The sequence below is a fragment of the Enterobacter wuhouensis genome, from assembly GCF_035835995.1.
Lineage (GTDB): Bacteria > Pseudomonadota > Gammaproteobacteria > Enterobacterales > Enterobacteriaceae > Enterobacter > Enterobacter wuhouensis.
Window position 1 is genome coordinate 3,518,235 of sequence record NZ_CP142124.1, and the last position, 22,178, is coordinate 3,540,412.

Below are 22,178 nucleotides of genomic sequence, written 5' to 3' on the forward strand. Positions count from 1 at the left end.
GATAACGATAAAATGAGACAGGCAACACTATGACACCGGAAAACCCGTTATTGGATCTGCGCGTAAAAATCAGCGCGCTGGATGAAAAATTACTGGCCCTGCTGGCCGAACGCCGCACGCTTGCCGTGGAGGTGGGCAAAGCCAAGCTGGATTCCCACCGCCCCGTGCGCGATATCGACCGCGAGCGCGATTTACTGGAGCGATTGATTCAGCTTGGCAAAGCGCATCATCTTGATGCCCACTACATCACCCGCCTGTTCCAGCTCATTATTGAAGATTCCGTTCTGACCCAGCAGGCGTTACTGCAGCAGCATCTGAATAAAACCAACCCGCACTCTGCGCGTATCGCCTTCCTCGGCCCGAAAGGTTCGTACTCACACCTTGCTGCGCGTCAGTACGCAGCGCGCCATTTTGAAGAGTTTATTGAGAGCGGCTGCGCGAAGTTTGCCGACATTTTTAACCAGGTCGAGACCGGCCAGGCAGATTACGCCGTGGTGCCGATAGAGAACACCAGCTCCGGCGCCATCAACGACGTTTACGATCTGCTGCAGCACACCAGCCTGTCGCTGGTTGGCGAGCTGACGATCCCTATCGATCACTGCGTGCTGGTCTCCGGCTCCACCGACCTGAGCACGGTCGAAACGGTATACAGCCACCCGCAGCCTTTCCAGCAGTGCAGCCAGTTCCTCAACCGCTATCCGAACTGGAAAATCGAGTACACCGAAAGCACCTCTGCGGCGATGGAAAAAGTAGCCCAGGCGAACTCGCCAACCGTTGCTGCGCTCGGCAGTGAAGCCGGTGGCGCGCTGTATGGCCTGCAGGTGCTGGAACGTAACCTGGCAAACCAGACGCAAAACATTACCCGCTTCGTGGTGCTGGCACGTAAGGCCATTGACGTTTCGGATCAGGTACCAGCCAAAACCACCCTGTTGATGGCGACCGGCCAGCAGGCCGGTGCACTGGTAGAGGCGCTTCTGGTACTGCGTAACCACAACCTGATCATGACCAAGCTGGAATCTCGCCCCATTAACGGCAATCCGTGGGAAGAGATGTTCTATCTTGATATTCAGGCCAACCTGGAATCTGCATCCATGCAGAAAGCCCTGCGCGAGCTGGGCGAGATCACCCGTTCAATGAAGGTGCTGGGCTGCTATCCGAGCGAAAACGTCGTCCCGGTCGACCCGGCCTAACGTTCGATAAAGCGGCTTTTCTTCATCCCTGCCACGCTGACCGGCAGGGTGAAGATGGCGCCAGAAAGGGGATACTGCGCCACCTCGTCCTCGTCCATATTTTCCCGCGTGGTGGTAATAAACAGCGTTTTCATGTCCTCGCCGCCAAAGCAAACCATCGTCGGACAACGCACCGGCAGCCGATGCTCTTCCAGCTGCTCGCCCTGCGGTGAAAAACGGGCAATGCGCCAGCCATCGAACAGTGCGCTCCAGTAACAGCCCTCGCTATCCATCGCCGCCCCGTCGGGTATACCCTCCCCCTCGTTAAACCGGCGAAATACCTCACGCTGACCGGGTTCGCCCTGCTCATCAAGCGGCGTGCGATAGATAACGCCGTTTGGCGTGTCTGAGGTAAACATCCACTGATTATCCGGGCTAAACGCTAAGCCGTTGTGGCCGTGAATATCACACTGGATCACTTTCGGCGTCAGGTCATTGTCGATGCGCATCAGCAGGGCGCCGTTGTAATCCCCCGGCCCCCAAAACGTACCGGCGTAGAATCGCCCCAGATAATCGGTTCCACCATCATTAAAACGTGCGAGCTGCGGGTTAGACGGGTTATCACACACCTTGCGTCGCAGCAGGCCGTGCTTATCGGTCAGCCAGATGCCGGTTCGCATCGCAACGATAAACCCACCGCGTTCGCGCAGAGCAAAACAGCCCACCTCTTCGTGGAAAGAGAGCACTGAATGCTCGCCCGTTGGCAAATGATAACGGTGGATCTCCCCTTCCAGAATATCAGCCCAGTAGAGCGCATCTTCTTCTGCACTCCACGTCGGGCACTCAGGCAAGTGCCCGGTGTAATTCAACAGCAGCTGCGGTTCAGCCATGACAGGTCCCCAAAATGAAAAAAGCCAGCAATGCTGGCTTTCAGTATATACATCATCGCATTACTGGCGACTGTCATTTGCCTGGCGCAACAGCGTGCGGCTCTCGCTCTGGAAGCGCGTCGCATAGTCACCGAACCAGTGCTCTACCTTACGGAAGCTGTCGATAAACGCCTGTTTATCCCCCTGCTCCAGCAGGGTGATGGCTTCACCGAAGCGCTGATAGTAGCGTTTGATGAGGGCAATATTATTCCCGGAAGACATAATGATGTCGGCGTAAAGCTGAGGGTCCTGCGCAAACAGACGCCCGACCATCGCCAGCTCCAGACGGTAAATAGGTGAAGAGAGCGCCAGCAGCTGTTCAAGCTGAACGTTCTCTTCCGCCAGATGCAGGCCATAAGCAAAGGTCGCAAAGTGGCGCAGCGCCTGGATGAACGCCATGTTCTGGTCATGCTCAACCGCGCTAATACGGTGCAAACGCGCGCCCCAGACCTGAATCTGTTCCAGGAACCACTGGTACGCTTCCGGCTGACGGCCGTCGCAGTAGACGACAACCTGCTTTGCAAGGCTGCCGCTGTCCGGGCCAAACATCGGATGCAGACCCAGCACCGGGCCGGTATGCGCCGCCAGCATTGCCTGCAGCGGCCCATTTTTGACGGAGGCTAAATCCACCAGAATGCAATCTTCCGGCAGGACAGGAAGCTTCCCGATGATCTGTTCCGTGACGTGAATAGGCACGCTGACGATGACCATTCCCGCATCTTTCATCAGCTCTGGCGCGCGAGCCCAGTCATCTTTCTCCAGAATGCGCACCTGGTAGCCTGACAGCGTGAGCATTTTTTCAAACAGACGCCCCATCTGGCCGCCGCCGCCCACGATCACCACCGGGCGCAGCGAAGGACAGAGGGTTTTGAAGCCCTTGTCGTTTTCGCTGGAATAGGATTCCCGCATCACGCGACGCAGAACATCTTCGATCAAATCTGGCGAAACGCCCAGCGCCTGGGCCTCTTTACGGCGGGAGGCGAGCATCGAGGCTTCGCGCTCCGGGACGTATATCGGCAGGCCGTACTTGCTTTTGACCTCACCTACCTCTGCAACCAATGCCATACGGCGCGCCAGCAGGTCCAGCAGCGCCTTATCCACTTCATCAATTTGATCGCGTAATGCGGTCAATTCAGCAACCATAGCTAACCTCTTAAGCCAGACGCGACGACAGCTGGCCGTTTAAATCTTTGTGGATCTCACGCAGCAGCGCATCGGTGGTTTCCCAGCTGATGCAGGCGTCCGTTACGGACACGCCGTGCTTCATTGCGCTGCGCGGTTGTTCAGATGACTGATTGCCTTCGTGAATGTTGCTCTCAATCATCAGACCGATAATCGAACGGTTGCCATCTTTGATCTGTGCGATCACGGATTCCGCAACCGCAGGCTGGCGACGGTAATCTTTATTAGAGTTACCATGACTGCAATCTACCATCAGCGCCGGGCGCAGTCCCGCCTGTTCCATCTCTTTTTCACACTGCGCCACGTCCGCAGGGCTGTAGTTCGGCGCTTTTCCGCCGCGCAGGATCACGTGCCCATCCGGGTTACCCTGGGTTTGCAGGAGGCACACCTGGCCCGCCTGGTTAATGCCGACGAAACGGTGCGGCATGGCGGCGGCGCGCATCGCGTTAATCGCCGTTGCCAGGCTGCCGTCGGTACCGTTTTTAAAGCCGACCGGCATCGACAGGCCAGAGGCCATTTCGCGGTGCGTTTGCGATTCCGTGGTGCGTGCACCAATCGCAGACCAGCTAAACAGATCGCCCAGGTACTGCGGGCTATTCGGATCCAGCGCTTCGGTTGCCAGCGGCAGCCCCATGCTGACCAGCTCCACCAGCAGGCGACGCGCAATCTTCAGGCCTGCTTCCACATCAAACGAGCCATCCATGTGCGGATCGTTAATCAATCCTTTCCAGCCTACGGTAGTACGTGGCTTTTCAAAATAGACGCGCATCACCAGATAGAGGCTATCGCTGACCTCCTCCGCTAATGTTTTAAATCGACGAGCGTACTCAATGGCGGTTTCAGGATCGTGAATGGAACAAGGACCACACACCACCAGCAGGCGCGGATCGCGGCCAGCAATGATGTCAGAAATAGTCTGGCGCGAGTGCTCAATCTGAGCCTCCTGCGCGATGCTCAGCGGGAATTCCGCTTTCAGTTGTTCGGGAGTAATTAAAACCTGTTCGTCGGTAATGTGTACGTTGTTCAGCGCGTCTTTTTGCATGGTGGCGATCCTGTCTGGCTCGTTTGCGATAGTTTGTTTCCTCGGAGAGGTGGAACAACGATACCACAACAAGTAAAGATTTCAATCCAAAATACGTAAAAATAAGTTTACAGAAGCCAATTTATTGCAAAAAACAGCCGCTAAATACGTAAACTTAAAATTACACACATCTTTATTCATGCCAGGCTATGCTGAAGAATAAAGGAGAATCGCTATGCATTCGATGGCTGTTACGCTGCTGGTCTTGCTTTTGTCGGGCTGCCAAATCAATCCTTATACGTTTCAGCCCGACTGGACAAGCCCCAGCTGGTTTGATGCCGGTAAGGAAGACGCCATGAATGGACTATCGGTTAAAGATAATCAGGCCCTGGCCGATATCTTTAACGATGCGCATGTTGACCGCAGCGAATATCTTCGTGGCTATAAAGACGGCCAAAAAAAAGTGTGCGAGGAAGGATTCATTCATGCCTGGGGATTGGCGGGTAAATCATTCCCTGCTAGCTGTGATACCGCTGATAATGCGGCAAGACTGCATGAGGCATGGCAAAAAGGAACGGAAGAAAGCATGAGCAGCAGCAGACTTAATTGATTATATTTTTAACCATCAGAATAAATACAACTGTCAGATTTAACCTAAGTCAACTCAGTTGCATTGCTGACATAATGACGGCTTTGATAAACAATGCTATTCTGCCTGCAACTCTTAAGGACATCTATTTCCAGAGCGGTTTGGCGGATTCTGGTGAGAAATTCATTCTTGATCTCTTTGTTCCGACTTACCCTGGTGCTCGTACTGATCCTTACGGCTGGTTCAGCGGCTGCGGGCACGCCCACAGATACCGATAAATCAGTACGTTCTATTGTTTCCGGTATTGTGAGTTATACCCGATGGCCGTCCCTCTCCGGACTGCCCAAACTTTGTATTTATGCCACATCTCACTATGTGCAGGCACTCAGCCGTGAAGACGGGCAAAGCGAGTTGCCTTATACCTCTGTCATTGTACGTAACGACCGGGAAGCACTAACAGCAATGTGCGACGCAATATATTTCGGGAGCGAATCCCCTGCCCAACAGCTTGATTTAATAAGTCAATATCAGGGCCGAGCGTTGTTATTAATCTCAGAGCAAAATCTGGAATGTGTTATTGGCAGCGCATTTTGTCTGATAATAGAAGACGTCCGGGTAAGGTTTTCCGTCAATCTGGATGCACTGTCTCGCAGTGGCGTTAGAGTCAATCCGGATGTATTAATGCTGGCACGGAATAAGAAGCATGAATAAGGATTTCACTTCAACACCGCGTCCTACGTTTAAAAGAACGCTACGACGTATCAGTATGATAAGCGTCATAATAACAATGACGTTTATATGGCTGTTGCTGTGTTTTGCCTCCGTGGTGACATTAAAGCAATACGCTCAAAAAAATCTCGAATTAACTGGCGCAACCATGAGCCACAGTCTCGAGGCCTCTCTGGTGTTTAATGATGCTCTGGCGGCCAATGAAACCCTCGCGACCCTCGGCAAACAGGGGCAGTTTGCGGCTGCGGAAGTCCTCAACGTCAACAAAAAACAGTTTGCCTACTGGTCATGGAACCCTGAGGATAACACCGACACCCTGGGTGCGCTGGTTAGCCGCTGGCTGTTCCCTGTTCCGGTTACACAGCCAATAATGCATAACGGCAATACCATAGGCGAAATTCGCCTTACCGCACGCGACAGCCTTATCAGCCATTTTATCTGGATGTCATTTGCCGTACTCACCGGCTGCATACTGTTTGCTTCTGCCGTTGCGCTCACCATTACCCGCTCGCTGCACCACGGCATGGTCACCGCCATGCAGAACATCACGGACGTCGTTCATGATGTCCGCACCAACCGTAATTTCTCCCGCAGGGTCAAGGCAGGCCGTATTGAAGAATTTCACCAGTTTGGTGAAGATTTCAACAGCCTTCTGGATGAAATGGAAGAGTGGCAGCTTAAGCTGCAGGCGAAGAATGCTCAGCTGATGCGCACCGCCATGCACGATCCCCTGACGGGGCTGGCGAACCGCGCTGCATTTCGTAACAGCATTGCGGCATTGATGAATGACACTTCTGCAAAATCGAATTCGGCCCTGCTTTTTCTGGATGGCGATAACTTTAAGCTAATTAATGATACCTGGGGACATGCGGCGGGAGACTGCGTCCTCATTGAGGTCGCCAGCAGAATGGTTGAGTTTGGTGATAAGCGCCATCAGTCATACCGTCTGGGCGGCGATGAGTTCGCAATGGTGCTGTACGGCGTCCATTCTGAACATGAGGTTAAAGACATTTGTGCTGCGCTTTCGCAGCAGTTTATTCGCCCGTTCGATCTGCATAACGGGCATACCGCATCAATGTCACTCAGCATTGGCTTTGCTCTGGCGTGGGAAAATGCATCTCTGGAAGCATTGCTGGAGCGAGCGGACCGCAACATGTACCAGGTCAAAAACCAGCGTACAAAAACAATAAGTTAGGAAGGATACACTATGTTAAAGCGATACTTCACGCCGCTGTTGCTGGCATCACTGGTTCTGACAGGCTGCCAGACGCAGCCAAAGGGCAAATTCACGCCAGAGCAAATTGCGGCGATGAAGTCTTACGGCTTTAACGAACTGAACGGCGACTGGTCCCTGGGCCTTTCGGACAAAATATTATTTGATAAAAACGATGCCAGACTGCGTCCGGAAAGTGAAACGCAGATCCAGACCATGGCATCACGCCTGGCAGCAACCGGCCTGAACCACGCGCGTATGGACGGGCATACCGACAATTACGGCGAAGAGAGCTACAACGAAGCGCTGTCGTTAAAACGTGCGAACGTGGTGGCTGATGCCTGGGCGAAAGGAGCCCACGCCCCCCGCAGCAACTTCACGACGCAGGGATTAGGCAAAAAATATCCTGTAGCCAGCAACAGCACCCCACAAGGACGTGCTGAAAACCGCCGCGTTGCGGTGGTCATCAGCACGCCATAGGTTATTTAGCGGACGATTCGGTGAGCGACACCCCAGAGGCCGCTCGCCATCTCAGCCAGTCAACGATGATGAATATCGCCAGACTGACGCCCATCACCGGCAATGCCAGCCCCAGCAGTACGCCTGCCGCCAACGTCACGGCCCTCCCCCAACGCGGTAGAGCCAGCCAGCTTTGACAAAGCGTCTGGACAGGGTTAGACGCAGATAGTGCAGGACGACGCATCCACCACATCCGGTATCCCCAGATAATCAGCACGCACAACGCAATACCGAACGCGATAAGCAAAAGCTGATTGACCAGACCAAACAAGATCCCCATATGGAAATCTACGCCCCAGCGGGTGAGTTTTGCCATTAACGGGAAGTCATCAAAGCAGGTTCTGTCCAGAATCTGCATCGTTCGGGGATCAACCGCAACGGCATCCACCTGCGTGGGCCAGCTACGATCGATTTCCGTCACCGTCCAGGCCCGATCGGCCATTCTTGCCGGACGGATCTCAAGCTTATTAGCATTGATCCCCGCATTACGGGCGGCATGCAATACCGCGTCAAACTGCGAAAGCGCCATCGTCATCTCCGGCATTACCCTCCCGCCGTGGTGGCCGCGATGTTCAGCGTGTTCGTCCATGACCATTGGCGCACCGGAGAGCATCGTATTAACCTGCGGCGTCAGCCAGTTCATCCCGGCTCGCAGCTTATCAACGTTTCCTCCTGCCCACTGGGACCACGTCAGCCCGGTTGCGGAAAATAACAGCATCCCGCCCAGCAGGCTCCAGCCCAGGATGACGTGCAGACGGCGGCGATTCTGAAAGCGATTGTTCATCCGGCGCTTTGGTCGGATGTAGAACCACAGGGCGATACCTCCCAGGGCGGACACCCACATCCAGGACGCGGCCAGCTCGCTATAGAGTCGTCCAAAATCGCCCATCATTAATGAATTATGCAAATAATCGATCTTCTGGCGCAGCGGCAAAATCCCGCTGGTGCCATATACCGTCATATCTCCGCGCACCTCAAGGCTTACAGGATCGATAAAAATGGCACGATGTTCAGATGGCCCAAGCGCCGGGTCTGCAAACATCACGCGGGTAGTTTCACCATTCACCAGACCAGGCCGAACGGCGTGCAAACGCAGCTTTGTCCCAACGGTTTTCTCCGCTACGGCAATTTGTTCCGCCAGCGGCTGCAGCTTACCCGCGGCATCAGCGTGAAGCGCATGACGATAAACCGCATTCTCAAGCTGCGGCGTCGCCACATACAGCGTACCGGTTAGCGCGGCAAAGAAGATAAACGGGCCGACAAACAGCCCAACGTAGAAATGGAGGCGACGCAGCAGGTTTCCCCATGCCGCGCGCGGAGTGCAGGTAGTCATACTTTTCCTTTTTAAGGCAGTAAGTTATCAATTTATTTTTTAAAGGGAAAAAGCAGACTGCCGCGGCGGCGCGCGGGTATCAGGGTAAAGCCAGGGGAAAAAGTGCCAGTGGCTGACCGCCTGGCGCGGCGGCTTAACGCGAAGCCTCTGCAGCACCGCGCTGAGCAGGACAATCAACGCCAGCATCACGCCCGGCACATGCGCCATCAGCACGCAGTAGCCACACGCTTCCGCATGGTCGACGGGCACGGAATGCGGCATATCGCCATGATGGTCATCCATCGACATCATGCTCATGTCATGATGCATACCCGGCATCGCGCTCATGGGATCTTTTTGCAGCGAGACGGAGATAAGCGGCGCAACCACGATCAGCAGGATCGCAAACAGCGCGGCCAGTGCCGCTGCGCGTTTCCAGTTATGCCGATGCAGTACGTTATTCACTTACCCTCCAGGGAAGAGGCGAGCATTGTAAATGATTTATGTCGAAAGGGTTAACGCGAGAGGTGCGATGGGATAAAAAAAGGGCCAGCCTTTCGGCCAGCCCTTTCTAACAGGATGTCGCTTAAGCGAATCTTAGTTCAGACGCTCTTTAATACGAGCAGACTTACCAGTACGCTCACGCAGGTAGTACAGTTTAGCTTTACGTACAGCACCACGACGTTTAACAGCAATGCTGTCAACTACCGGAGAGTGAGTCTGGAAGACACGCTCAACGCCTTCGCCGTTGGAAATTTTACGAACAGTGAATGCAGAGTGCAGACCGCGGTTACGAATAGCGATAACCACGCCCTCGAATGCCTGCAGACGTTTTTTGGAACCTTCAACAACCCATACTTTCACTTCCACGGTGTCACCTGGACGGAAGGAAGGTACGTCCTGCTTCATCTGCTCTTGTTCAATTTGTTTAATGATGTTGCTCATAATTTAATCTCTTATCCTGGGTAAACTGATATTCGGGCGCGTATTACGCATTCCCATCATGTTCATGCTGCTGGTGCGCGTGTTCAGTTTTGAACTCGGCCAGCAACTTTGCTTGCTCTTCAGTCAGAGCCAGGTTTTCCAGAAGTTCAGGTCTTCTAAGCCAGGTTCGGCCCAGCGACTGCTTCAAACGCCAGCGACGTATCTCGGCATGGTTTCCAGACAGTAACACTGCCGGGACGTCCATACCTTCTAACACTTCAGGACGAGTATAGTGTGGACAGTCCAGCAATCCATCGGCAAACGAATCTTCCGTTGCCGAGGCTTCATGGCCCAGTACACCCGGAATAAACCGGGCAACAGAGTCAATCAGCGTCATTGCCGGTAACTCACCACCGCTGAGAACGTAATCGCCGATAGACCATTCTTCGTCAATCTCGGTTTGAATTACGCGCTCATCTATCCCTTCGTAGCGACCACAGACCAGAATCAGCTTTTGATTCGTCGCCAGTTCGCTCACGCCCGCTTGATCAAGCTTGCGTCCCTGAGGTGACAGATAAATCACCTTCGCGCCTTCACCTGCCGCGGCTTTTGCTGTGTGAATGGCGTCCCGTAAGGGTTGCACCATCATTAACATCCCCGGTCCGCCGCCGTAAGGACGATCGTCCACGGTACGGTGCCGGTCATGAGTGAAGTCACGAGGACTCCAGCTCTGGATGTTCAGCAGGCCATTCTTTACTGCCCGGCCAGTTACCCCGTAATCGGTAATCGCGCGGAACATTTCAGGAAACAGGCTAATTATGCCAATCCACATAGCGCCGTCTTTTACCGTTTATCCGGAGAATTTAAAAACCAGGATCCCAATCTACTTCAATGGTTTGAGTAGTGAGATCGACTTTCTTGATAACCTGTCCATCGAGGAACGGAACCAACCGCTCCTTGATGCCAAATGCATCTTTCAGGTTTGCCTTGATGACGAGAACGTCATTTGACCCGGTTTCCATCATATCGATGACTTTTCCCAGGCTGTAGCCTTCGGTAGTGACCACCTGGCAACCCATAAGGTCTTTCCAGTAGTAGTCGCCCTCTTCCAGCTGTGGCAACTGCGACGAATCCACGACAATTTCACAATTAGTCAGCGCATTCGCAGCATCACGATCGTCAACGCCTTTCAGCTTGATGATGATGTCCTGATTGTGGTGACGCCAGCTTTCCAGCTCGACCTCTTCCCACTTACCGCCTTTCTGGATAAACCAGGGCTGGTAATTAAAAATGCTATCAGCGTCTTCAGTGGAGGAAAACACTCTGAGCCAACCACGGATACCGTAGCAAGAACCCATTTTTCCCAATACGATCGGTTCAACAGGTGCTTTGTTGCTCATCATGACCACCGTGACAGATTAAGCTGCTTTGTTTGCTGCTTTGATCAGCGTAGCAACGCGATCGGAAACAGTAGCGCCCTGGCCAACCCAGTGAGCGATACGATCCAGATCCAGACGAGTTTCTTCTTCTGCGCCAGCGGCCAGTGGGTTGAAGAAACCAACGCGCTCGATGAAGCGACCGTTGCGTGCATTACGGCTGTCAGTTACAACAACCTGGTAGAACGGACGCTTTTTAGCGCCGTGACGAGCTAAACGAATAGTAACCATAACATCCTCTTGTGTGAATAAAACACCCAGGCCCCATCGAGGAACGGAACCCGGGTGTCATATTAAAAGCCCGAAAATTTTACTCATTTTCGGGCAAAAAGCAATCTCAAAAGCGATTAACGGCCAGGAAAACCGGGTGGCATCATGCCTTTCATGCCGCGCATCATCTTCGCCATGCCGCCTTTCTTCATTTTCTTCATCATGCGCTGCATGTCGTCGAACTGTTTCAGAAGGCGGTTTACGTCCTGCACCTGCATGCCGCAGCCGGCCGCAATACGGCGTTTACGGGAACCCTTGATGATTTCTGGCTTCGCACGTTCTTTCAGCGTCATCGAGTTGATGATCGCCTCCATACGCACCAGCACCTTGTCATCCATCTGGGATTTGACGTTGTCAGGGATCTGGCCCATGCCCGGCAGTTTGCCCATCAGGCTTGCCATGCCGCCCATGTTTTTCATCTGTCGCAGCTGCTCAAGGAAGTCGGTCAGGTCAAAACCGTCGCCTTTTTTCAGCTTGCTGGCGAGTTTCTCGGCCTGCGCACGGTCAACCTTGCTCTCGATATCTTCGATGAGCGACAGCACGTCGCCCATGCCGAGAATACGGGAAGCAATACGGTCCGGGTGGAACGGCTCCAGCGCTTCGGTCTTCTCACCCACGCCGAGGAATTTAATCGGCTTACCGGTGATATGACGAATGGAAAGCGCCGCACCGCCGCGGGCGTCGCCGTCGACTTTAGTCAGCACCACGCCGGTTAACGGCAGCGCTTCGTTAAAGGCTTTCGCGGTATTCGCCGCATCCTGACCGGTCATGGCGTCAACAACAAACAGGGTTTCTACCGGATTGATAGAAGCATGCACCTGCTTGATTTCGTCCATCATCGCTTCGTCAACGTGCAGACGACCGGCGGTATCCACCAGCAGCACGTCGTAGAACTTCAGCTTCGCCTCTTTCAGCGCCGCGTTAACGATGTCGACAGGCTTCTGCGCCACGTCAGACGGGAAGAAATCCACGCCGACCTGCTCTGCCAGGGTTTCCAGCTGCTTAATCGCCGCCGGGCGATAGACGTCGGCAGACACCACCAGCACTTTTTTCTTGTGCTTCTCGCGCAGGAATTTACCCAGCTTACCGACGCTGGTGGTTTTACCCGCACCCTGCAGGCCCGCCATCAGCACAACGGCCGGAGGTTGAGCCGCCAGGTTAAGCACCTGGTTCTCTTCGCCCATCGCCGCAACCAGTTCGTTACGGACGATTTTGACGAACTCCTGACCTGGGGTCAGGCTTTTGTTCACTTCGTGACCAACCGCTTTCTCTTTAACGCGGCTGATAAAATCACGCACAACCGGCAGCGCCACGTCGGCTTCGAGCAGCGCCATGCGGACTTCGCGCAGCGTCTCTTTAACATTTTCTTCGGTAAGGCGTCCGCGGCCGCTGATGTTGCGCAGCGTGCGCGACAAACGATCGGTTAAATTATCAAACATTGTCTCTCGCCTGGGGTAGAAACGTTGGGTCGCATAAGCGACACATACACAGAATTTTGCCGGAGTATAACATGAAGGCGCCTTTGTTGTTATGCAACGGTTGGAGCACGCGTCACGTAACGTTATACTGCTTCTCTTTCTTATTAAGACGACTGTCGACGCCCATATGCCTGTTTTCGCACTGATCGCCCTTGTTGCCTACTCTGTCAGCCTCGCGCTGATCGTTCCTGGACTGCTGCAAAAAAACAGCGGCTGGCGGCGCATGGCAATTCTTTCGGCGGTGATCGCACTCATAAGCCATGCGTTTGCGCTTGAATCGCGCATTATTCCCGGCGACGGCAGCGTGCAAAACCTGAGCGTGCTGAACGTCGGCTCGCTGGTCAGCCTGATGATCTGTACCGTGATGACCATCGTCGCGTCTAAAAACCGCGGCTGGCTGCTGCTGCCGATTGTCTATACGTTTGCGCTGATCAATCTGGCATTAGCCACGTTCATGCCCAATGAATTCATCACGCATCTGGAAGCGACGCCGGGAATGCTGGTGCACATTGGCCTGTCGCTGTTTGCCTATGCGACGCTGATCATTGCCGCACTCTACGCGATGCAGCTCGCCTGGATTGACTACCAGCTGAAGAACAAAAAGCTGGCCTTCAACCACGAAATGCCGCCGCTGATGGTCATTGAACGTAAGATGTTTCACATCACCCAGGTCGGCGTAGTTCTGCTGACGCTGACGCTCTGCACCGGGCTGTTTTATATGAAAAACCTGTTCAGCGTAGAGAATATCGATAAAGCGGTCCTCTCCATCATCGCGTGGTTTGTCTATATTGTCCTGTTATGGGGCCATTATCACGAAGGCTGGCGGGGTCGCCGCGTAGTCTGGTTTAACGTTGCGGGGGCTGGCATTCTCACCCTTGCCTATTTTGGCAGCCGCGTCATACAGCAATTTGCTGGCTAAGTAACAAAGGAGTTCCCCCTGGAACACATCTCTACCACCACGCTGATCGTTACGCTGATCGTCATGGTGGTCATCTCCGCCTATTTCTCCGGCTCTGAAACCGGCATGATGACGCTAAACCGCTACCGGTTGCGTCATCGCGCTAAGCAGGGTAACCGCGCTGCCCGTCGCGTTGAAAAGCTGCTGCGCAAGCCTGACCGCCTGATAAGCCTGGTGCTTATCGGAAACAACCTCGTGAACATCCTGGCCTCAGCGCTGGGGACCATCGTCGGTATGCGCCTCTACGGTAACGCCGGCGTCGCCATTGCCACCGGGGTTCTGACGTTTGTGGTACTGGTGTTTGCCGAAGTGCTGCCGAAAACCATCGCGGCGCTTTATCCTGAGAAGGTTGCCTATCCGAGCAGCTTCCTGCTGGCACCCCTGCTGATCCTGATGATGCCGCTGGTCTGGCTGCTGAACATGGTCACCCGCCTGCTGATGCGCATGGTCGGCATCAAGGCTGACGTCACTATCAGCAGCGCGCTCAGCAAAGACGAGCTGCGCACCATCGTGAATGAATCCCGCTCGCAAATCTCACGTCGTAACCAGGACATGCTCCTGTCGGTTCTGGATCTGGAAAAGGTCAGCGTCGACGACATCATGGTGCCGCGAAACGAAATCGTCGGGATTGATATCAACGACGACTGGAAGGCCATCGTCCGCCAGCTCACGCACTCGCCGCATGGGCGCATTGTGCTCTACCGCGACTCGCTGGATGACACCATCAGCATGCTGCGCGTGCGTGAAGCCTATCGCCTGATGACCGAGAAAAACGAGTTCACCAAAGAGGTAATGCTCCGCGCCGCTGACGAGATTTACTACGTGCCGGAAGGTACTCCCCTCAGCACGCAGCTGGTGAAGTTCCAGCGCAATAAAAAGAAAGTCGGCCTGGTGGTCGATGAGTACGGCGATATTCAGGGGCTGGTAACGGTCGAAGATATTCTGGAAGAGATTGTCGGTGACTTCACGACGTCAATGTCCCCTTCCCTCGCAGAAGAAGTGACGCCGCAAAACGATGGTTCGGTGCTGATTGACGGCAGCGCGAACATACGTGAACTCAATAAAGCGTTCAACTGGCACTTGCCGGAAGATGAAGCCCGAACGATAAACGGCATGATTCTTGAAGCGCTGGAAGAGATCCCGGCAGCGGGAACCCGCGTGCGCATTGAGCAGTACGATATTGATATCCTGGACGTGCAGGACAATATGATTAAGCAGGTGAAGGTCCTGCCCGTTAAACCGTTACGCGAAAGTATCGCTGAATGATGTTGTAGGCCGGGTAAGGCGAAGCCGCCACCCGGCACTACAGGGCGGCAAATTATGCCTTCGCTTTCGCCACGGTCACCATTGCGGCGCGAATGGTACGGCCATTCAGGGTGTAACCTTTCTGCATCACGCCCAGCACCTTACCGGCTTCGATCTCTTCAGATTCCACCATCGCAATCGCCTGGTGAACGTTTGGATCCAGCGGCACGTTGGTATCGGCAATCACTTCCACGCCGAACTTACGCACCACGTCCAGCATGGATTTCAGCGTCAGTTCGATACCTTCGATCATCGCCGCGTTGTCCGGATTGGCTTTATCAGCGACTTCCAGGGCGCGATCCAGGCTGTCAATCACCGGCAGCAGTTCGTTGACAAACTTCTCCAGCGCAAACTTATGCGCTTTTTCAACGTCCAGCTCGGTGCGACGACGCAGGTTTTCCATCTCCGCTTTGATACGCAGTACGCCATCGCGCTCGCGATTCTGCGCTTCTACCAGCTGGGCTTCCAGATTGGCAATCTTTTCATCGCGCGGGTCCACCTGCTCAGCAGACGCATCTGACTCAACGGCTTCAACGTCGTCGTGCTGTTCCGTGATAATTTCTTCAGGGGCTTGCCCCTCAGGCGTTTTCTGTTCTTTACTACTCATGAATTTCTCCGCGTTTTTCTGCATTCATCTCGCTAACTTCGCTTATTATGGGGATCAGTTTCCGGGATTCAAGGGAACAAGACAGATTGTCATCATTCATCAGGCACAAGGACCTCCAGAAAATGAATAATCATTTCAGGTGTATTGGGATCGTCGGGCATCCGCGCCACCCTACCGCATTGACGACACATGAAATGTTGTATCGCTGGCTGTGTGGCAAAGGCTATGAAGTGATGGTTGAGCAGCAAATCGCTCAGGAGCTGCAGCTTAAGAGCGTCAAAACCGGTACGCTGGCGGAGATTGGCCAGCAGGCGGACCTCGCCGTAGTGGTCGGCGGCGATGGCAATATGCTGGGTGCAGCCAGAACCCTGGCTCGCTATGACATCAAGGTTATCGGCATCAACCGCGGTAACCTTGGTTTTCTGACCGACCTCGACCCGGACAACGCCCAACAGCAACTGGCCGACGTGCTGGAAGGCCACTTTATTAGTGAAAAACGCTTTCTACTGGAAGCACAGGTGTGCCAGCAGGACTGCCAGAAGCGCATCAGCACCGCGATTAACGAGGTGGTTCTTCACCCCGGTAAAGTGGCGCACATGATTGAGTTCGAAGTGTATATCGACGAAATCTTTGCCTTTTCGCAGCGCTCTGACGGGCTGATCATCTCGACGCCGACCGGCTCTACCGCCTACTCGCTCTCTGCCGGCGGTCCGATCCTGACCCCATCCCTGGATGCCATCACCCTGGTGCCGATGTTCCCGCATACGCTCTCCGCCCGCCCGCTGGTGATCAACGGCGACAGCACGATACGTCTGCGATTCTCGCACCGCCGTAATGACCTTGAGATCAGCTGCGACAGCCAAATCGCGCTGCCCATACAGGAAGGTGAAGATGTGTTGATTCGCCGCTGCGATTACCATCTGAATCTTATCCACCCGAAAGATTACAGCTATTTCAACACATTAAGCTCTAAGCTCGGCTGGTCAAAAAAATTGTTCTGATTTCGCATCCAGCGCTTTACTGTATAAAAAACCAGTTTATACTGTATGAAAACACAGTTATGGTTTTTCATACAGGAAAACAATTATGCTGGCACAACTGACCATCAGCAACTTTGCCATCGTTCGCGAGCTTGAAATCGATTTCCAGAGCGGGATGACGGCGATTACCGGCGAAACCGGTGCAGGTAAATCCATTGCCATTGATGCCCTCGGCTTGTGCCTCGGTGGCCGTGCAGAGGGTGACATGGTTCGCCGGGGTGCAACCCGAGCCGATCTCTGCGCCCGCTTCTCCCTGAAAGATACCCCTGCGGCGCTGCGCTGGCTGGAAGAGAACCAGCTGGAAGACGGGCGTGAGTGTTTACTTCGCCGCGTGATTAACAGCGACGGACGCTCCCGTGGCTTTATCAACGGCACGGCGGTCCCCCTTTCCCAGCTTCGCGAGCTTGGTCAGTTGCTTATCCAAATCCACGGCCAGCATGCACACCAGCAGCTTATCAAACCGGAACAACAGAAAGCCCTGCTTGATGGATATGCCGGTGAGTACGCACTTACTCAGCTGATGGCGGACCACTATCGCCAGTGGCACCAGAGCTGCCGCGAACTCGCGCAGCATCAGCAGCAAAGCCAGGAGCGTGCCGCACGCGCCGAGCTGCTTGAATACCAGCTTAAAGAGCTAAACGAATTTGCCCCACAGGCGGGTGAGTTTGAGCAGATCGACGAAGAGTACAAGCGTCTTGCAAACAGCGGTCACCTGCTTTCAACCAGCCAGAATGCGCTGAACATGCTGGCCGATGGCGAAGACGTCAACCTTCAAAGCCAGCTTTATAACGTGCGCCAGCTGATGACTGAACTGGCCGGTATGGACAGCAAGCTGTCCGGCGTGCTGGATATGCTGGAAGAAGCGGCCATTCAAATTTCCGAAGCCGGGGATGAGCTGCGACATTACTGTGAACGCCTGGAGCTCGACCCGAATCGTCTGTTCGAACTTGAGCAGCGCATCTCTCGTCAGATTTCGCTGGCGCGTAAGCACCACGTCACGCCGGAAGAGCTGCCACTTTTCTATCAGTCCCTGCTTGACGAACAACAGCAGTTGGACGATCAGGCTGACTCACTTGAAACCTTATCCCTGGCGGTTAATCTGCATCATCAGCAGGCGCTGGCGACGGCGAAACAGCTGCATGACATCCGCCAGCACTATGCGCAGGAGTTAAGCCAGCACATCACCGACAGCATGCACGCGCTGGCGATGCCGCACGGCGTGTTCACTATCGATGTCCGCTTCGAAGAGAACCACCTGACGGCTGAAGGCGCAGATCGCATCGAATTCCGCGTCACGACTAACCCAGGTCAGCCTTTGCAGGCTATCTCTAAGGTCGCTTCTGGCGGCGAGCTATCGCGTATCGCCCTGGCGATTCAGGTGATTACCGCGCGTAAAATGGAAACCCCGGCGCTAATTTTCGATGAAGTGGACGTGGGGATCAGCGGCCCGACGGCTGCGGTAGTCGGTAAACTGTTACGCCAGCTTGGCGAATCGACTCAGGTGATGTGTGTCACCCACCTGCCTCAAGTCGCGGGCTGTGGTCATCATCACTTTATCGTCAGCAAGGAAACCGATGGCGAAATGACCGAAACGCACATGAAACCGCTTGATAAACGTGCACGGCTGCAGGAGCTGGCGCGCCTGCTCGGCGGTAGTAAAGTCACCCGCAACACGCTCGCGAACGCGAAAGAACTGCTGGCGGCATAAACTTTTTCGGGATCTCAGGGTCATACAGAACAACAAAAACGCCGCCAGACCGGTTTCAAAGTGGGGCAAGGTCTATTATCATCGGCATATTACATATGAGCCGCGTTCTGCTCGGGCCCGAAAAGGAATCAAATCACTATGCGTTGTAAAATGCTGACCGCTGCCGCAGCGGTTCTTCTGATGTTGACCGCAGGCTGTTCCACTCTGGAGAAAGTGGTTTACCGCCCTGACATCAACCAGGGGAACTACCTTACCCCTAACGATGTGTCCAAAATCCGCGTGGGGATGACACAACAGCAGGTCGCTTATGCACTGGGAACCCCGATGATGTCCGATCCGTTCGGTACAAACACCTGGTTCTATGTATTCCGTCAGCAGCCAGGCCACGAAGATGTGACCCAGCAGACCCTGACGTTGACCTTCAGCAGCGCCGGTGTGTTGACCAACATCGACAACAAGCCTGCCCTGACTAAGTAATCCACTGTCAGAAACGCAAAAAGGTGCTCATTGAGCACCTTTTTTGTTTTCCGTTGATTCCTCGCCTCTTTGGGGAGAGGGTCAGGGTGAGGGGGAAGAAAGCGCTACTTAGCCGATTTCTCCGCACGCTGGCGACGCAGCTCTTTCGGATCAGCAATCAGCGGACGATAAATCTCAACCCGATCGCCATCCTTCAGCACATCCGCCAGCTTCACCGGACGGCTATAAATCCCAACTTTATTTTTTGCCAGATCGATATCGCTGCGCAGCTCAAGCAGGCCAGAAGCATGAATAGCCGTCTCAACGGTAGCCCCTTCTTCCAGCATAACGCGCTGCAAATATTGTTTCTCCGGCAGGGCATACACCACTTCGACAGCAATCTTATGCGACACTGTAAACCTCTTTGGCGCGGGTGGTGAACGCCTGAACCATGTTTGATGCCAGCTCTTTAAAGATGCGACCAAACGCCAGCTCAATCAGCTTATTGGTAAACTCGAAGTCCAGATGGAATTCAATACGGCAGGCGTCCGCGCTCAGCGGCGTAAACTTCCAGCCGCCCATCAGGCTTTTAAATGGCCCATCCACCAGATGCATCAAAATACTCTGATTATCGGTCAGCGTATTACGGGTGGTGAACGTCTTGCTGATCCCCGCTTTGGAGACATCCACTGCCGCAGTCATCTGCGTCGGGCCAGATTCCAGCACCCGGCTACCGGTGCATCCCGGTATAAACTGCGGATAAGACTGAACATCGTTCACTAACTGATACATTTGTTCCGCGCTGTAAGGGACAAGCGCAGTACGGCTAATCTGAGGCATAGCATTTTCCATGGTCACACAACCAACAAATAATAACATTTATCACCTGTTAAAAAAACGCTAAGGCCCATCTCGTGCTAATATAGCGCGTTAGACCTCACGGGACGCAATGAGGTGACTTTTTGAAATCAGATTACCGACGGCTTTACGACACTTATGACGAAGAAAAAAGCACATAAACCAGGCTCGGCGACCATTGCGCAAAACAAGCGTGCTCGCCACGAGTATTTCATCGAAGAAGAATTCGAAGCTGGCCTTGCGTTGCAGGGCTGGGAAGTAAAATCGCTGCGCGCCGGGAAGGCCAATATTGGCGATAGCTACGTGATCCTGAAAGACGGCGAAGCCTTCCTGTTCGGCGCAAACTTTACGCCGCTGACCGTCGCCTCTTCACACTACGTGTGCGATCCCACGCGCACCCGTAAGCTGCTGTTGAACAAGCGTGAGCTTGAATCTCTTTACGGACGCATTAACCGCGAAGGCTTCACCGTGGTTGCGCTCTCTATGTACTGGAAAAATGCCTGGTGCAAGGTGAAAATCGGCGTCGCGAAAGGTAAGAAGCAGCACGATAAACGTACCGATCTGAAAGAACGCGAATGGCAGCTCGATAAAGCACGTATTATGAAAAACGCTGGACGTTGATTTTGTACACGTATTGTACAATTCAATAAGTTAGCGTTCCGGGCTGGTATCCAGGAAGAAAAATCTGGTATACTCAGTTCAACACTATTGGGGCTGATTCTGGATTCGACGGGATTTGCGAAACCCAAGGTGCATGCCGAGGGGCGGTTTGCCTCGTAAAAAGCCGCAAAAAAATAGTCGCAAACGACGAAAACTACGCTTTAGCAGCTTAATAACCTGCTAAGAGCCCTCTCTCCCTAGCTTCCGCTCTTAAGACGGGGATCAAGAGAGGTCAAACCCAAAAGAGATCGCGCGGATGCCCTGCCTGGGGTTGAAGTGCTAAAACTAATCAGGCTAGTTCGTTAGTGGCGTGTCTGTCCGCAGCTGGCGTGCGAATGTAAAGACAAACTAAGCATGTAGTACCGAGGATGTAGAAATTTCGGACGCGGGTTCAACTCCCGCCAGCTCCACCACTTTTTAGTTGTTTGAAGTTCAATGAAGTCTACTAAGCCCGCACAGCACAAGCTCCGCGGGCTTTTTTACGTCTATTGTCGTCCATTGAGAATTGCTGAGAACTACGAGTTATGGCACCCTGAATGGGACCCACTAAGAAGGGTCCAAAAACCGAGGGTCCCAAAATGGCAAAAATCGCTAAGAAGCTCACTGACACTGAAATCAAAAGCACCAAGCCAGCCGACAAAGAAATCAACTTGTTTGACGGAGATGGTTTGATACTACGAATCGCTCCCCTCTCGAAAGGAGGAAAGAAGAATTGGTATTTCAGGTATGCAGTGCCAGTGAGTAAAAAAAGAACCAAAATGAGCCTTGGGACCTATCCTCACCTTACACTGGCAAGAGCCAGAGCCTTACGTGATGAATATCTTTCCTTTCTGGCAAATGGTGTTGATCCACAAATCCATAACAACGATAAGGCGAAGGCATTAAAGAGTGCTACTGAGCACACTCTCCAAGCCGTAGCGCGGAAATGGTTAGATGAGAAGGTAAAGACATCAGGTATCTCACAAGACCATGCAGCAGACATCTGGCGCAGCTTAGAGAGAAATGTCTTTCCTGGTCTGGGTAATGTCCCTATCAATGAGATCCGGCCTAAGCTCTTAAAACAACACCTTGATCCTATTGAGCAACGAGGCGTATTGGAAACTCTACGCCGTATCATTTCACGTCTGAATGAAATCTTCCGGTGGGCAGCTACTGAAGAACTTATTGAGTTCAACCCAGCTGACAACCTTGGTCAAAGATTCAGTAAACCAAAAAAGCAAAATATGCCTGCCCTTCCCCCAAGCGAATTGCCAAGGTTTATGGAATCTTTGACGAATGCGTCAATCCGGTTGGAAACACGTATGCTAATTGAATGGCAATTGTTGACATGGGTTCGTCCGGGTGAAGCCGTTCGCGCAAGATGGTCTGATATTGATACAACCAACAGCATTTGGAACATTCCTGCTGATTTCATGAAAATGAAAAAGCCTCACAAAGTTCCTTTGAGTAAAGAAGCTTTGCGCATCCTTGAATTAATGAAATCAATAAGTGGGCATAGAGAATGGGTTTTCCCCAGCATTAAAGCGCCTCTTAATCATATGCATGAACAAACAGCCAACGCAGCTATCATCCGAATGGGGTTCGGAGGCGAGCTTGTAGCTCACGGTATGCGTTCTATTGCACGAACAGCGGCAGAGGAGTCTGGTAAATTCAGAGCTGAAGTTCTTGAGGCAGCGCTTGCCCACTCGAAAAAAGATGAAATTATCGCAGCATACAATCGTGCAGAATATCTGATAGAGCGACAGAGTTTGATGCAATGGTGGAGTGATTACGTTCAAGCTCAAAGATCAAATGCTCTGGTAGCCTAAGTATCAG

The 22,178-nt window shown here is 53.4% G+C and carries 25 protein-coding genes and 1 other RNA gene; 13 read left to right on the forward strand and 13 right to left on the reverse strand.

The genetic code is table 11. The features are described 5' to 3' along the window. Nucleotides 1-29 precede the first annotated feature (29 nt). On the forward strand, nt 30-1,190 hold the full coding sequence (gene pheA, locus VPX56_RS16740; RefSeq protein WP_263611587.1) for a bifunctional chorismate mutase/prephenate dehydratase: 1,161 nt from the start codon (nt 30-32) through the stop codon (nt 1,188-1,190). Here pheA and VPX56_RS16745 read toward each other — a convergent pair. From VPX56_RS16745 to aroF, 3 genes are read right to left on the reverse strand one after another with little or no spacing between them, the layout of a single operon-like run. Then, complete coding sequence (locus VPX56_RS16745; protein ID WP_326467771.1) at nt 1,187-2,059, reverse strand: SMP-30/gluconolactonase/LRE family protein; 873 nt, start codon at nt 2,057-2,059, stop codon at nt 1,187-1,189. The genes pheA and VPX56_RS16745 overlap by 4 nt on opposite strands. Before the next feature lie 60 nt (nt 2,060-2,119). After that, complete coding sequence (tyrA, locus tag VPX56_RS16750; protein ID WP_131635729.1) at nt 2,120-3,241, reverse strand: bifunctional chorismate mutase/prephenate dehydrogenase; 1,122 nt, start codon at nt 3,239-3,241, stop codon at nt 2,120-2,122. 10 nt (nt 3,242-3,251) lie between these two features. Beyond that, complete coding sequence (gene aroF / locus VPX56_RS16755; RefSeq protein WP_326467773.1) at nt 3,252-4,322, reverse strand: 3-deoxy-7-phosphoheptulonate synthase AroF; 1,071 nt, start codon at nt 4,320-4,322, stop codon at nt 3,252-3,254. Nucleotides 4,323-4,536: 214 nt separating this feature from the next. On the opposite strand from aroF, the gene VPX56_RS16760 reads away from it, so the two are divergent. From VPX56_RS16760 to VPX56_RS16775, 4 genes are all read left to right on the forward strand, one after another. Continuing rightward, nucleotides 4,537-4,911: a DUF2799 domain-containing protein gene (locus VPX56_RS16760; protein ID WP_326467775.1), complete on the forward strand. Its 375-nt coding sequence runs from the start codon at nt 4,537-4,539 to the stop codon at nt 4,909-4,911. A gap of 153 nt (nt 4,912-5,064) precedes the next feature. Next, a complete protein-coding gene (locus tag VPX56_RS16765; protein WP_326467776.1) occupies nt 5,065-5,601 on the forward strand; it encodes a regulatory sequestration protein YfiR in 537 nt (178 codons plus the stop codon). Further along, a complete protein-coding gene (gene dgcN / locus VPX56_RS16770; RefSeq protein ID WP_326467778.1) occupies nt 5,594-6,814 on the forward strand; it encodes a diguanylate cyclase DgcN/YfiN in 1,221 nt (406 codons plus the stop codon). The genes VPX56_RS16765 and dgcN overlap by 8 nt, the downstream gene beginning before the upstream one ends. Nucleotides 6,815-6,826: 12 nt before the next feature. Further along, nucleotides 6,827-7,312: an OmpA family protein gene (locus VPX56_RS16775; RefSeq protein WP_131635734.1), complete on the forward strand. Its 486-nt coding sequence runs from the start codon at nt 6,827-6,829 to the stop codon at nt 7,310-7,312. Nucleotide 7,313: 1 nt separating this feature from the next. On the opposite strand, the gene VPX56_RS16780 is transcribed toward VPX56_RS16775, so the two are convergent. The 7 genes from VPX56_RS16780 to ffh all read right to left on the reverse strand — a co-directional run bounded on the left by VPX56_RS16780 (nt 7,314) and on the right by ffh (nt 12,732). Further along, entirely contained in the window at nt 7,314-8,684 is a 1,371-nt protein-coding gene (locus VPX56_RS16780) for a PepSY-associated TM helix domain-containing protein (protein ID WP_326467779.1), read from the reverse strand. A gap of 39 nt (nt 8,685-8,723) precedes the next feature. After that, nucleotides 8,724-9,128, reverse strand: a complete 405-nt coding sequence (locus VPX56_RS16785) for a DUF2946 domain-containing protein (RefSeq protein WP_131635736.1) — start codon at nt 9,126-9,128, stop codon at nt 8,724-8,726. 132 nt (nt 9,129-9,260) lie between these two features. Next, nucleotides 9,261-9,608, reverse strand: coding sequence for a 50S ribosomal protein L19 (gene rplS, locus VPX56_RS16790; RefSeq protein ID WP_006178051.1), 348 nt, complete (start codon nt 9,606-9,608; stop codon nt 9,261-9,263). A 43-nt stretch (nt 9,609-9,651) separates the two neighbouring features. Continuing rightward, the gene (gene trmD, locus VPX56_RS16795; protein WP_125914974.1) at nt 9,652-10,419 is read right to left on the reverse strand and encodes a tRNA (guanosine(37)-N1)-methyltransferase TrmD; all 768 of its coding nucleotides are present in this window, start codon (nt 10,417-10,419) and stop codon (nt 9,652-9,654) included. A gap of 31 nt (nt 10,420-10,450) precedes the next feature. Continuing rightward, nucleotides 10,451-10,990, reverse strand: coding sequence for a ribosome maturation factor RimM (rimM, locus tag VPX56_RS16800; RefSeq protein WP_021241995.1), 540 nt, complete (start codon nt 10,988-10,990; stop codon nt 10,451-10,453). Between the two features lie 15 nt (nt 10,991-11,005). Continuing rightward, nucleotides 11,006-11,254, reverse strand: coding sequence for a 30S ribosomal protein S16 (rpsP, locus tag VPX56_RS16805; protein ID WP_003863133.1), 249 nt, complete (start codon nt 11,252-11,254; stop codon nt 11,006-11,008). A gap of 116 nt (nt 11,255-11,370) precedes the next feature. Next, nucleotides 11,371-12,732 (reverse strand): signal recognition particle protein, encoded by a 1,362-nt coding sequence (gene ffh, locus VPX56_RS16810; RefSeq protein ID WP_131635737.1) that lies wholly within the window; start codon nt 12,730-12,732, stop codon nt 11,371-11,373. A 166-nt stretch (nt 12,733-12,898) separates the two neighbouring features. Between ffh and VPX56_RS16815 the strand changes: the two genes are divergently transcribed. Continuing rightward, nucleotides 12,899-13,690, forward strand: a complete 792-nt coding sequence (locus VPX56_RS16815) for a cytochrome C assembly family protein (RefSeq protein ID WP_131635738.1) — start codon at nt 12,899-12,901, stop codon at nt 13,688-13,690. A gap of 18 nt (nt 13,691-13,708) precedes the next feature. Continuing rightward, entirely contained in the window at nt 13,709-14,995 is a 1,287-nt protein-coding gene (locus tag VPX56_RS16820) for an HlyC/CorC family transporter (RefSeq protein ID WP_131635739.1), read from the forward strand. Between the two features lie 52 nt (nt 14,996-15,047). Here VPX56_RS16820 and grpE read toward each other — a convergent pair whose 3' ends face one another. Further along, nucleotides 15,048-15,641: a nucleotide exchange factor GrpE gene (grpE, locus tag VPX56_RS16825; RefSeq protein WP_165500742.1), complete on the reverse strand. Its 594-nt coding sequence runs from the start codon at nt 15,639-15,641 to the stop codon at nt 15,048-15,050. A 122-nt stretch (nt 15,642-15,763) separates the two neighbouring features. On the opposite strand from grpE, the gene nadK reads away from it, so the two are divergent. The 3 genes from nadK to bamE all read left to right on the forward strand — a co-directional run bounded on the left by nadK (nt 15,764) and on the right by bamE (nt 18,866). Next, nucleotides 15,764-16,642, forward strand: a complete 879-nt coding sequence (gene nadK / locus VPX56_RS16830; protein ID WP_326467786.1) for an NAD(+) kinase — start codon at nt 15,764-15,766, stop codon at nt 16,640-16,642. A gap of 85 nt (nt 16,643-16,727) precedes the next feature. Beyond that, nucleotides 16,728-18,389: a DNA repair protein RecN gene (gene recN / locus VPX56_RS16835; protein WP_326467788.1), complete on the forward strand. Its 1,662-nt coding sequence runs from the start codon at nt 16,728-16,730 to the stop codon at nt 18,387-18,389. A gap of 138 nt (nt 18,390-18,527) precedes the next feature. Next, nucleotides 18,528-18,866, forward strand: coding sequence for an outer membrane protein assembly factor BamE (gene bamE, locus VPX56_RS16840; RefSeq protein ID WP_014884883.1), 339 nt, complete (start codon nt 18,528-18,530; stop codon nt 18,864-18,866). 104 nt (nt 18,867-18,970) lie between these two features. Here the strand turns inward: bamE and VPX56_RS16845 are convergent, their stop codons facing one another. After that, nucleotides 18,971-19,258: an RnfH family protein gene (locus tag VPX56_RS16845; RefSeq protein WP_263611580.1), complete on the reverse strand. Its 288-nt coding sequence runs from the start codon at nt 19,256-19,258 to the stop codon at nt 18,971-18,973. Beyond that, nucleotides 19,248-19,685, reverse strand: a complete 438-nt coding sequence (locus tag VPX56_RS16850; protein ID WP_326467791.1) for a type II toxin-antitoxin system RatA family toxin — start codon at nt 19,683-19,685, stop codon at nt 19,248-19,250. The genes VPX56_RS16845 and VPX56_RS16850 overlap by 11 nt, the downstream gene beginning before the upstream one ends. Nucleotides 19,686-19,841: 156 nt before the next feature. Here VPX56_RS16850 and smpB point away from each other — a divergent pair, with 156 nt between their 5' ends. The 3 genes from smpB (at nt 19,842) to VPX56_RS16865 (ending at nt 22,171) form a co-directional block, all read left to right on the forward strand. Next, nucleotides 19,842-20,324, forward strand: a complete 483-nt coding sequence (gene smpB, locus VPX56_RS16855) for an SsrA-binding protein SmpB (protein ID WP_006178063.1) — start codon at nt 19,842-19,844, stop codon at nt 20,322-20,324. An 89-nt stretch (nt 20,325-20,413) separates the two neighbouring features. Further along, nucleotides 20,414-20,776, forward strand: a transfer-messenger RNA (tmRNA) gene (gene ssrA, locus VPX56_RS16860). 165 nt (nt 20,777-20,941) lie between these two features. After that, on the forward strand, nt 20,942-22,171 hold the full coding sequence (locus VPX56_RS16865; RefSeq protein ID WP_023329935.1) for an integrase domain-containing protein: 1,230 nt from the start codon (nt 20,942-20,944) through the stop codon (nt 22,169-22,171). Nucleotides 22,172-22,178: the final 7 nt, after the last annotated feature.

What these genes read in the sequence shown, in the direction of transcription:
- VPX56_RS16745 (WP_326467771.1), bottom strand. Translation starts at nt 2,059, where the DNA reads ATGGCTGAACCGCAGCTGCTGTTGAATTACACCGGGCACTTGCCTGAG.
- VPX56_RS16780 (WP_326467779.1), bottom strand. Translation starts at nt 8,684, where the DNA reads ATGACTACCTGCACTCCGCGCGCGGCATGGGGAAACCTGCTGCGTCGC.
- rplS (WP_006178051.1), bottom strand. Translation starts at nt 9,608, where the DNA reads ATGAGCAACATCATTAAACAAATTGAACAAGAGCAGATGAAGCAGGAC.
- ffh (WP_131635737.1), bottom strand. Translation starts at nt 12,732, where the DNA reads ATGTTTGATAATTTAACCGATCGTTTGTCGCGCACGCTGCGCAACATC.
- VPX56_RS16815 (WP_131635738.1), top strand. Translation starts at nt 12,899, where the DNA reads ATGCCTGTTTTCGCACTGATCGCCCTTGTTGCCTACTCTGTCAGCCTC.
- tyrA (WP_131635729.1), bottom strand. Translation starts at nt 3,241, where the DNA reads ATGGTTGCTGAATTGACCGCATTACGCGATCAAATTGATGAAGTGGAT.
- dgcN (WP_326467778.1), top strand. Translation starts at nt 5,594, where the DNA reads ATGAATAAGGATTTCACTTCAACACCGCGTCCTACGTTTAAAAGAACG.
- recN (WP_326467788.1), top strand. Translation starts at nt 16,728, where the DNA reads ATGCTGGCACAACTGACCATCAGCAACTTTGCCATCGTTCGCGAGCTT.
- smpB (WP_006178063.1), top strand. Translation starts at nt 19,842, where the DNA reads ATGACGAAGAAAAAAGCACATAAACCAGGCTCGGCGACCATTGCGCAA.
- VPX56_RS16760 (WP_326467775.1), top strand. Translation starts at nt 4,537, where the DNA reads ATGCATTCGATGGCTGTTACGCTGCTGGTCTTGCTTTTGTCGGGCTGC.
- pheA (WP_263611587.1), top strand. Translation starts at nt 30, where the DNA reads ATGACACCGGAAAACCCGTTATTGGATCTGCGCGTAAAAATCAGCGCG.
- VPX56_RS16775 (WP_131635734.1), top strand. Translation starts at nt 6,827, where the DNA reads ATGTTAAAGCGATACTTCACGCCGCTGTTGCTGGCATCACTGGTTCTG.
- VPX56_RS16850 (WP_326467791.1), bottom strand. Translation starts at nt 19,685, where the DNA reads ATGCCTCAGATTAGCCGTACTGCGCTTGTCCCTTACAGCGCGGAACAA.
- grpE (WP_165500742.1), bottom strand. Translation starts at nt 15,641, where the DNA reads ATGAGTAGTAAAGAACAGAAAACGCCTGAGGGGCAAGCCCCTGAAGAA.
- rimM (WP_021241995.1), bottom strand. Translation starts at nt 10,990, where the DNA reads ATGATGAGCAACAAAGCACCTGTTGAACCGATCGTATTGGGAAAAATG.
- rpsP (WP_003863133.1), bottom strand. Translation starts at nt 11,254, where the DNA reads ATGGTTACTATTCGTTTAGCTCGTCACGGCGCTAAAAAGCGTCCGTTC.
- bamE (WP_014884883.1), top strand. Translation starts at nt 18,528, where the DNA reads ATGCGTTGTAAAATGCTGACCGCTGCCGCAGCGGTTCTTCTGATGTTG.
- aroF (WP_326467773.1), bottom strand. Translation starts at nt 4,322, where the DNA reads ATGCAAAAAGACGCGCTGAACAACGTACACATTACCGACGAACAGGTT.
- VPX56_RS16865 (WP_023329935.1), top strand. Translation starts at nt 20,942, where the DNA reads ATGGCAAAAATCGCTAAGAAGCTCACTGACACTGAAATCAAAAGCACC.
- nadK (WP_326467786.1), top strand. Translation starts at nt 15,764, where the DNA reads ATGAATAATCATTTCAGGTGTATTGGGATCGTCGGGCATCCGCGCCAC.
- trmD (WP_125914974.1), bottom strand. Translation starts at nt 10,419, where the DNA reads ATGTGGATTGGCATAATTAGCCTGTTTCCTGAAATGTTCCGCGCGATT.